This window comes from Streptosporangium sp. NPDC003464 (genome assembly GCF_053588315.1).
The window spans coordinates 1-9,060 of sequence record NZ_JBSFPS010000351.1 but is presented as its reverse complement, the minus strand read 5'-3'; the positions used below and the strand labels follow the sequence as shown (position 1 = coordinate 9,060).

At 72.8% G+C, this 9,060-nt stretch carries 9 protein-coding genes; 4 read left to right on the top strand and 5 right to left on the bottom strand.

The features are described from left to right. Window positions 1–875, top strand: an 875-nt coding sequence (locus ACWDS7_RS43715) for a serine hydrolase domain-containing protein (protein ID WP_451934096.1), incomplete at its 5' end; no start/stop codon positions are given. Window positions 876–890: 15 nt separating this feature from the next. Here the strand turns inward: ACWDS7_RS43715 and ACWDS7_RS43710 are convergent. Both ACWDS7_RS43710 and ACWDS7_RS43705 read right to left on the bottom strand, forming a co-directional pair. After that, window positions 891–1,817, bottom strand: a complete 927-nt coding sequence (locus tag ACWDS7_RS43710) for an FAD binding domain-containing protein (protein ID WP_451934095.1) — start codon at window positions 1,815–1,817, stop codon at window positions 891–893. A 76-nt stretch (window positions 1,818–1,893) separates the two neighbouring features. Beyond that, entirely contained in the window at window positions 1,894–4,407 is a 2,514-nt protein-coding gene (locus ACWDS7_RS43705) for a molybdopterin-dependent oxidoreductase (RefSeq protein WP_451934094.1), read from the bottom strand. An 84-nt stretch (window positions 4,408–4,491) separates the two neighbouring features. On the opposite strand from ACWDS7_RS43705, the gene ACWDS7_RS43700 reads away from it, so the two are divergent. After that, window positions 4,492–5,034, top strand: coding sequence for a TetR/AcrR family transcriptional regulator (locus ACWDS7_RS43700; protein ID WP_451934093.1), 543 nt, complete (start codon window positions 4,492–4,494; stop codon window positions 5,032–5,034). Window positions 5,035–5,105: 71 nt separating this feature from the next. Here ACWDS7_RS43700 and ACWDS7_RS43695 read toward each other — a convergent pair whose 3' ends face one another. From ACWDS7_RS43695 to ACWDS7_RS43685, 3 genes are all read right to left on the bottom strand, one after another. Continuing rightward, window positions 5,106–6,569 (bottom strand): SDR family oxidoreductase, encoded by a 1,464-nt coding sequence (locus ACWDS7_RS43695; RefSeq protein WP_451934092.1) that lies wholly within the window; start codon window positions 6,567–6,569, stop codon window positions 5,106–5,108. Between the two features lie 60 nt (window positions 6,570–6,629). Beyond that, window positions 6,630–7,535, bottom strand: a complete 906-nt coding sequence (locus ACWDS7_RS43690; protein WP_306869694.1) for a helix-turn-helix domain-containing protein — start codon at window positions 7,533–7,535, stop codon at window positions 6,630–6,632. 108 nt (window positions 7,536–7,643) lie between these two features. Continuing rightward, the gene (locus ACWDS7_RS43685) at window positions 7,644–7,889 is read right to left on the bottom strand and encodes a DUF397 domain-containing protein (RefSeq protein ID WP_306869692.1); all 246 of its coding nucleotides are present in this window, start codon (window positions 7,887–7,889) and stop codon (window positions 7,644–7,646) included. Between the two features lie 157 nt (window positions 7,890–8,046). Between ACWDS7_RS43685 and ACWDS7_RS43680 the strand changes: the two genes are divergently transcribed. Next, window positions 8,047–8,628, top strand: a complete 582-nt coding sequence (locus tag ACWDS7_RS43680) for an ATP-binding protein (protein WP_306869689.1) — start codon at window positions 8,047–8,049, stop codon at window positions 8,626–8,628. Between the two features lie 89 nt (window positions 8,629–8,717). After that, the coding region (locus ACWDS7_RS43675; protein WP_451934091.1) for an SAM-dependent methyltransferase at window positions 8,718–9,060 on the top strand (343 nt) is incomplete at its 3' end.

Below are 9,060 nucleotides of genomic sequence, written 5' to 3'. Positions count from 1 at the left end.
TCACCACGCTGCTCGGCCTGTCGGCCGAGGCCGACCCGCGCCTCGCGCAGGTCACCGTGCTCCGCCTGATGCAGCACCTGGGCGGCTGGGACCGGGACATCTCGAACGACTACCTGTACCTGGACCACCAGATCTCCGCCACGCTGGACGTGCCGCTGCCGATCAGCCAGGACGACATCATCCGCTACGCCGGCGGCCGGCCCCTGGACTTCGCCCCGGGTACGCGCATGGCCTACAGCAACTACGGCTACATGCTGCTCGGCCGGATCATCGAGAAGGTCTCCGGCACGAGCTACGAGTCCTACGTCAAGCAGAAGCTCCTCGCCCCGGTCGGCATCACCCGGATGCGGCTCGGCCGCACCCTGCGGTCGGCGGCGGCGCCGACCGAGGTCGTCTACTCCTCCCAGTACACCGGCAAGACCGTCATGGACGAGTCGGGCACGGTGACGCCGGCTCCCTACGGCGGCTTCAGCATGGAGAACCGGGGAGCCGGCGGCGGCTGGCTGGCCTCGGCGGTCGACCTGGTGCGGTTCTCGCGGGTCTTCGACGCCGCCGGGCCGGTGCTCGACGCGACCTCGATCGCCAAGCTGTTCGCCAAGCCGGAGATCGGCGTCAGCGGCGACGGATGGTGGTACGGCGGCGGCTGGTACGTGCGCCAGGTCCCCGGCCACCTCAACACCTGGCACAACGGATCGCTGCCGGGGACCTACACCTACCTCGCCCGGCTGCAGAACGGCTTCACCTACGCGGCCCTGTTCAACCGGCGGGAGGAGACCGGCTCGCTCGACTTCGACGTGCTCAGCCCGCGCATGAACGCCGAGATCGGCAAGGTCACCACCTGGCCGACGACCGACCTCTTCCCGAAGTACTTCTGAGCCCCGGAGCGCGCCTCAGGACCGGCCCCCGGCCGCTCCTGAGGCGCGCTCCAGCACCTCCAGGACCGTCCCGGTGAGCAGCGCCACCTTGTAGCCGTTCTGGGCCGTCGGAGAGCATCGGGCGGCGGCCCGGCCGGCCGCGCGGTCGAGGGGCTCACCGGCCAGGAGCGCCTCCTCGACCTCGGGCAGGCGCAGGGGGACGCGGGCGACGCCGCCCACGGCCACCGCGGCGGAGGTGATCCTCCCCTCCGCCAGGACCAGCCGCGCCACCGCCTCCACCAGCGGCCACTCCGCCTCGGACCTGCCGATCGCGCGGTGGTAGGCGGCCCGCTCCCCCGGCACGGGCGGCGGCAGGTCGATCGCGACGAGGATCTCGCCCGGTCCGAGCAGGTGGTCGCGGGCCGGATCGGAGCCGTCGCCGTACAGCTCGCCGACCGGGAACGGCTCCCTGCCGCGCACCTCGACGGACGCCTCACATCCGAGCAGCGCCATCGCCAGCGACGACGGGTGCGGGGCCACGCACGGGCCGGTCTCGATCACCGCGGAGTAGAGGGTGAGCCCCGCGCGGGCCGGGCAGGAGTCACCGCCGTTCTGGTGGCAGGAGAAGGACGGGTTGCGGTAGTACCAGCAGCGGTTGCGCTGGAGCAGGTTGCCGCCGACGGTGGCCACCGCCCGGATCTGGGGTGTGGCCAGGGCCTCCGCCGTCAGCGCCAGGGAGGGATGGGCGGCGCGGAGCCGCGCGTCGCCGGCCAGCTCCGCGACCGTGGTCAGCGCGCCGATCCGGGCCGAGCCGTCCGGCCGCCAGGTGAGGCCGGACAGGCCGGGGAGACCGTGCAGGTCCACGTACGGCCCGGCCGGGCGGCGGGCCATCAGGTCGGTGCCACCCGCGCGGAACTCGCCCGCGTGTCCGGCGGCCTGGCCGAGATCGGTGGGGGCGGTCAACGTCTGATCCCTTCGAGCAGCCGGTCAGGCCGGACAGGCAGGTCACGGGGGCGCCAGCCGGTGGCGGTGGGGGCGGTCAACGTCTGATCCCTTCGAGCAGCCGGTCAGGCCGGACGGGCAGGTCACGGGGGCGCCAGCCGGTGGCGCTGTGGACGGCGTTGCCGACCGAGGCGGCCACGCCGATCGTGGAGATCTCGCCCACCCCGACGCCTCCGCCGTTGACGTGGTCCCACCCGTCCTGGTGGAAGTGGACGGTGATCTCCGGGGTGTCCCCGATCCCGGGGATCCGGTAGTCCTCCAGGTTCGCGGTCAGCACGGCCCCCGTCACCGGGTCGACGTGGCGCTCCTCGTGCAGCGCGTAGCCGATGCCCTGGACGACGCCGCCCTCGCACTGGCTGCGCGCCAGCTGCTCGGCGTAGACGCGGCCGACCGCGATCCCGGCCCACACCCGCAGCGGCCTGATCACGCCCAGGCGGGTGTCGACCTCGACCTCGGTGACGTGGACGGAGCCGCTGAACCCGCGGCCCAGCGCCATGCCGGCCACCGCGACGGGCGTGAGGTAGCCGCGCCGGTCGCCGCGGCGCCTGCCCACGACTCTGCGTCCGTCGGCCAGGCCCTGCGCCCGCAGGCGCCGCGCGGCGTCCCGCGCGGCCGGAGCCACCGAGGCCGTGGCGCGGCTGCCGATGGAGGGCGGGCCGTGCACGGCGCCGGTCCTGCCGATCTCCACGCGGATCCGCCCGGGGGGCAGGCCGAGCTCCTCGCCCAGGACGCCGGCGATGACGGTACGGGTGCCGGTCCCGATGTCCTGGACCGTCGTGCGGGCGACGACCACGTCCCCCTGGACCTCCAGCTCGACCTCGGTGGCCGGATCGAGCATGTAGGCCCAGTTGGCGGCGGCCACCCCGACACCCCGGCGGAACCTGCCCGTCTGCGAGCCGGTCGGCGGCCTGTCGAGCCAGACCGGCAGGCCGGCCGCCCAGTCGTAGAGCGCGTGGCGCTTGCGGTTGCCGTCCCAGCGGCGGCGCAGCGCGATCGGGTCCTCGTCCAGGCGGTGGGCCGCCTCGTCCACGGCCTGTTCCAGCGCCCAGAGCATGGGCGCCGCCCCGGGCCCGCGGAACGGCGTGCCGGGCGGCTCGTTGGTGACGACGTCGGAGTCGCGGAGCATCCGGGGCGCCGTGCCGTACATGAGGCGGGCGAGCACCGCGACGGCCGACCCGACCGCCACCCCTCCACGTCCGCGGACGTCCATGGCGAGGGCCGCGAGGTCACCTTTGTCGTCGGTGAGCAGCGCGAGCCTGGTCCGGGTGCCGGGCCGGTTCCCCGCGTCGGTGAGCTCCTCGGCGCGGCTCAGCACCACGCGCACCGGCGCGCCGCAGACCCGGGCGAGCTCGACCGCCGCGACCGTCTCGGCGGTGACCCCCGTCTTGGCGCCGAAACCGCCGCCGACGTGGTCGGCGACGATGTGGACCCGGTCCACGGCGAGACCCCAGCGTCTGGCGACCTGCTCGGCGGCCAGCCCCACCGTCTGGGTGGACAGGTGCAGGTGGAGCTCGCCGGGGCCGTCCCAGCGGGCCACGCACGCGTGCGGCTCCAGCGGGGTGTGCACCTGCACCGCCGTGGTGAACGTCCCGGTCACCAGGCGGGGGTCGGCGCGGCGCCGCGCGGCCTCGATCCGGTTCAGCGCGGTACGGCTGCGCCAGCCCGCCATGGCGAAGGGGCCTTTGACGTTGCCGTTCCAGCCGCCTGGCAGGTTCAGCCCCTCGCTGGAGCTGGGAGCGTGCTTCCTGCTCCGCTCGTCGTACACGGGCGGGGCGTCGGGCGCGTCGTCGAGGGCGGCGGGGACCGGGTCGTAGGCGACGCGCGCGCCTTCGGCGATGGCCAGCGCCTGGCGGAGGGTGGGGGCGGCGACGGCGGCGACGGGCTGGCCCACGTATCGGACGGTCCGGTCGGGCGGGAGCAGGTCGACGGTGTGCGGGCCGTCCACCTCGACGCCGGTGACCCGGGCGTGCGCCTCCGTGGAACGGATGATCACGCCTTCGAGCTGGCCGTCCAGGCGGATGTCGGTGGTGTAGCGGGCCCGGCCGGTGATCTTGTCCATCGCCTCCACCCGCGCGGGCGTCCCGGTGCCGGCGTCGTGCTCGCCGCGGCAGGCGGCCGCGATCGCCGCGTGGATGCCCTCGTAGGCCCCGCAGCGGCACAGGTGCCCGGCCATCGCCGCGGCGATCCGCTCGCGCGGTGGCGTGGTGTCGCCGTGCTCGGCGCGCCAGCGGTCCACGAACGCGGCGGCCTCCACCACGAACCCCGGGGTGCAGTAACCGCACTGCAGGCCGTCGTGGACCGCGAACGCCCGCTGGACGGGATGGTCCAGGCCCTCCGCGGTGGTGACCTCCCGTCCCTCCACCGCGACGGCCGGCAGCAGGCAGCCGGCCTGCGGCGTGCCGTCCACCATGACCGTGCAGGCTCCGCAGACCCCGGTACGGCAGGCGGCCTTGGCCCCGGTGAGGCCGAGCCGCTCACGCAGGACGTCCACGGTCACGTCGTCCTGGTCGGCGTCCACGAGAACGGGGGCGCCGTTCAGCATGATCTTCATAGCTCTCCTGTTGACGTCGTCAACATCATGTTGACAGTGTCAGCACACTATGTTGACGATGTCAACAGGGGAGCGTGTGAGAGGGTGAACGACGTGGTGGACGACACCAGGACCAGGCTCGTCGAGAGCGCGCTGAGCCTGCTGCGCGAGGAGGGCCTCGACGCCGTGACGCTGCGCGCGGTCGGCGACCTGACCGGCCTGTCCCGCATGGCCCCCTACCGGCATTTCGCCGACAAGACCGCGCTGCTGGCCGCCCTCGCCGTCCGGGTCATCGTCGACCTCAGCGCGCACGTCGCCGGAGCGGTCCTGGAGGAGGCCGGCCGCCGAGACCGGCTGCGGGCCTTCTACACCAGCTATGTCGAGTACGCCCTGGGCCACCGCAACGAATACCGGCTCGTGTTCGCCTCGGAGTTCCTCATCGGCCACCATCCGGAGCTGGAGCAGGCCATCGACGAGGTGATGGCCGCGCTGGACCTGGAGGCCACCGGCGGCCAGGCCGCCCCCAAGGCCGGGGTGATGGCCCTGCTGTCCACCGCCCACGGCCTGGCCGAGCTCGCCACGGCCGGCCACTTCGCCCACAAGGGGATCAGCCACGAGGACGTCATCGACGCCCTTGTGGGACCGTGAGGTCTCCGCCCGTCCGATCCTCGGCCGCCCGCCGGTCGCTGTGGTGCCGCGGCGGCCTGCGGGCCCGTCCCTCAGACGGACGCGTCGCCGCGCTCGGCGGCGGCCGCCACGTTGCCCGGCATCCGGCCGAAGATCAGGCTGTGGAAGGGCGAGATCGACCACCAGTAGAGGTGGCCGGCCAGCCCCCGGGGATGGAAGATCGCGCGCTGGCCGTACACCGTCCGTCCCCGGTCCTGGCGCACGCTCAGCTCCAGCCAGGCCAGACCGGGCAGGCGCATCTCCGCGCGCAGCCGGAGCAGGCTGCCGGGCTCGACCTCCTCGACCCGCCAGAAGTCGACCGAGTCCCCGACGCGGAGCCGCCGCGGGTCACGGCGGCCGCGGCGCAGCCCCACGCCTCCGACGAGGCGGTCGAGCAGGCCCCGGGCACGCCAGGCGACGGGCAGGGAGTACCAGCCCCGCTCGCCGCCGATCGACTCGATCACCTCCCAGAGGGCCCCCGGGGACGCCTCGACACGGCGGGCCCGCCTGTCGACGTAGAGGCTGCCGCCCGCCCAGTCGGGGTCGGTGGGCAGCGGATCGCTCGGCGCCCCCGGCGTCGAGGCCGAGGACCATCGGGTGAGGACCTCCGCCTCCTTGATCCGCCGCAGGGCCAACGTGACGGCCTCCCGGAACCCGATCAGCCCCTCGGGCGGGTCCGGGACGTAGCCGGCGATGTCGTGCTCGCCGCAGACGGCCTCGTTGCGCAGCGACTCCACCAGCGGGCGGGCGATGTTCGCCGGGACGGGGGTGACCAGTCCCACCCAGTGGCTCGACAGGCCGGGGCTGAGCATCGGGACGGGGATGATCACCCGCTGGGGCAGCCCGGCGACCTCGGCGTAACCGCGCATCATGTCGGCGTAGGTCAGCACGTCCGGGCCGCCGATGTCGAAGGAGCGGTTCACCTCCTCCTCGACGGCCGCCCAGGCCACGAGGTAGCGCAGGACGTCGCGGATCGCGACGGGCTGCGTCCTGGTGCGCACCCAGCGCGGCGTCGTCATCACCGGCAGCCGCTCGGTGAGGTAGCGCAGCATCTCGAAGGAGGCCGAGCCCGATCCGATGATGACAGCCGCCCGCAGCACCACGGCCGGCACCCCGGAACGCAGGAAGGTCTCCCCCACCTCGGCGCGGGAGCGCATGTGGGGCGACAGGTCCTCGTCCGGGGCGAGGCCGCCCAGGTAGACGATGCGGCGCACCCCCGCCTCCCGGGCCGCGGCGGCGAACGTGGCGGCCGCGCGGCGGTCGGCCGCGGCGAAGCCCCGTCCCCCGCCCATCGTGTGGATGAGGTAGTAGGCGACGTCGACGCCGCCGAGCGCCTCCCTCGTCCGGGCCGCGTCGGCCGCGTCGGCCTCGGCGGTCTCCACGCGGGAGACCCACGGCTGGTCGCGCAGGCGGCCGGCCGAGCGCACCATGCACCGCACGTCGTGGCCCGCGTCGAGCAGTTCGGGCACGAGCCGTCCGCCGATGTATCCCGTCGCTCCGGTCACGAGGCATCTCATCTGACCATCTTCGTACGGCGGGCCCGGACGGTTGCCTGCCCGGCCGTTCTGTGGCCGCTCCTACAGCTCTTCGCGGATCCGGGCGAGAATCTCCCGCGTGCGCGAGGCCGGCTCGGCCTCGATGCACAGGCGCTCCATCACCTCGAGGTAGCGGTCCACGTCGTCGCGCTTCTCGAGGTATACGGCGCTGGTGAGCTGCTCCATGTAGACCACGTCGGGCAGGTCGGGCTGGGAGAAGCGCAGGATGCTGAAGGGCCCACCGGCCGCGGCGTGGCCGCCGACGCTGAAGGGCACGATCTGGACGGTCACGTTGGGCAGTTCGAGCGCCTGGAGGATGTGGTCGATCTGGCCGCGCATCACCTCGGCCCCGCCCAGGGGCCGGCGCAGCACCGCCTCGTCGAGCACCGCCCACAGGTGGGGCGGCTCGGCACTGCGCAGCAGCCGCTGGCGGGCCAGGCGCAGCCGCAGGCGGCGCTCCAGCTCCTCCTCGGAGGCGGCCGGGAACCCCAGCCGGATGACGGCCCGCGCGTAGCCCTCGCTCTGGAGCAGGCCGGGGACGAACTGGACCTCGTAGTTGCGGATGCCGGTGGCCGACTCCTCCAGGCCCACGTACGTCTCGAACCAGCTCGGCAGGACGTCGTTGTAGTTGTGCCACCACCCGGTGACGTTGGCCCGCCCGACGAGGGCCAGCAGCGCCTGCCGGTCGTCCTCGTCCGAGACGCCGTACAGCGTCAGCAGGTCGGCCACGTCCCTGATCCGGAAGCTGACCCTGCCCAGCTCCATCCGGCTGATCTTCGAGTGCGAGGCGCGGATGGCGTGGCCGGCCTCCTCCAGGGTGATGTGACGCTGCTCGCGGAGCCGCCGGAGCTGCGCGCCCAGCACGATCCTCAGCACCGTCGAACTCCCCCGGGGCATGGCCATGGGGGTCGGGGGGACCGGCTCGCCTCCGGCGTGAGGTGTGATCATTTACATTCCTTCGAGCGCGGAACGCGAGCCCCCGCCCACTCTTTGTGGCCGTCGCGAGCCTTCACCGTACTCCGGTCATATCTTCCCGGCCACATGGAATTTCATTCTTCAATCAATTGAGATGATCAGATCATCGAAATCGCCGCCCTTCACGCCCCGCACGAAGGCGTCGAGCTCGCGCCGGGTGTAGATCAGCGCGGGCCCCTCCGGGTCTCGCGAGTTGCGGATCGCGACCGCGTCGCCGGGCAGCGTGGCCAGCTCGACGCAGTTTCCACTGGGGTTGCTGAAGTGGCTCTTGCGCCAGACGATCCCGTCCAGCAGCACGGCAGGCATGCCGTTGTACAGCTGATTCATCCTCGCCTCTCACCGATTAGGGAGGGAAACCTCACCACAAGCATAGGGCTTTGTGCATATGCACGTGCATCTGTACTTGCTTATGCACATCATGGCGGGCAAGATGACTAGACGGATCATCTTTGTCACACGATCACCCCCCTCCCCAAGGTCACCGATGACTGGTCACCAAAGACATCAAGCCCGAGCCACCCCCATCCAGACGGAGATCGGCGGGTGGGAGCGGTGGCTGTCGATGCTCGATCACCTGCTCCCGCCGAGCGGGCTGCCGCCCTGGGCGGACGGCGACAGCCACGTCGACCAGCTCCAGATGGCCGTGCGGAGCCTGCGCCACGATCCCCGCGCGGCACGGACCGCCCGCGAGTTCGCCTCCGCCGCGCTGCGCTCCTGGGAGCTGGCCTGCCTGATCGACGACACCGGCGTGGTGGTCTCCGAACTGGTGACCAACGCCGTGCGGCACGGCGTGCGGGACGGGGTCAACGGCCACCGCGGGCAGGAGGTCAGGGTCATCCTCTGCCATACCGGCCGCTCGGTGCTGTGCGCGGTCACCGACCCCAGCGACCAGGGCCCCAGCCTGCGCGAGCCCGACTTCGAGGCCGAGAACGGCCGCGGCCTCCAGCTCGTCCAGGGGGTCAGCGAGATGTGGGGCTGGGCGCCACTGGAGAGCCGGGGCAAGGCCGTGTGGGCGGCCTTCAGCCTCCCCCCGAGGACGGGGCGCCATCTGGAGGCATGCCACTGACAGACACCACGCCCGGCAGCGGAGATTCGCGGAATATGCCCCATATCCAGTGAAGGATGGATATTGTCCGCTCAACCCGCACCGGCCGGATGGAAGATGACATGGTGCCGTCGAAGACCGAACGCCCGAAGTTCGACCCCACGGTCCCCAACGGGGGCCGGATAGCCGACTACTTCCTCGGCGGCAAGGACAACTTCGCGGCCGACCGGGCGGCCGCGCACGCGGCGCTCGCACTTGCCCCCGAGCTCCCCGCGATGTCCAGAGAGGGCCGCCTCTTCCTCGCCCGGGTGGTCCGCTTCCTCGCCGGGGCCGGCATCCGGCAGTTCGTCGACATCGGCTGCGGCCTGCCGACACGGGGAAACGTGCACGAGATCGTCCACGCCGTCGCGCCCGAGGCACGGGTGGCGTACGTCGACAACGACCCGATGGTCG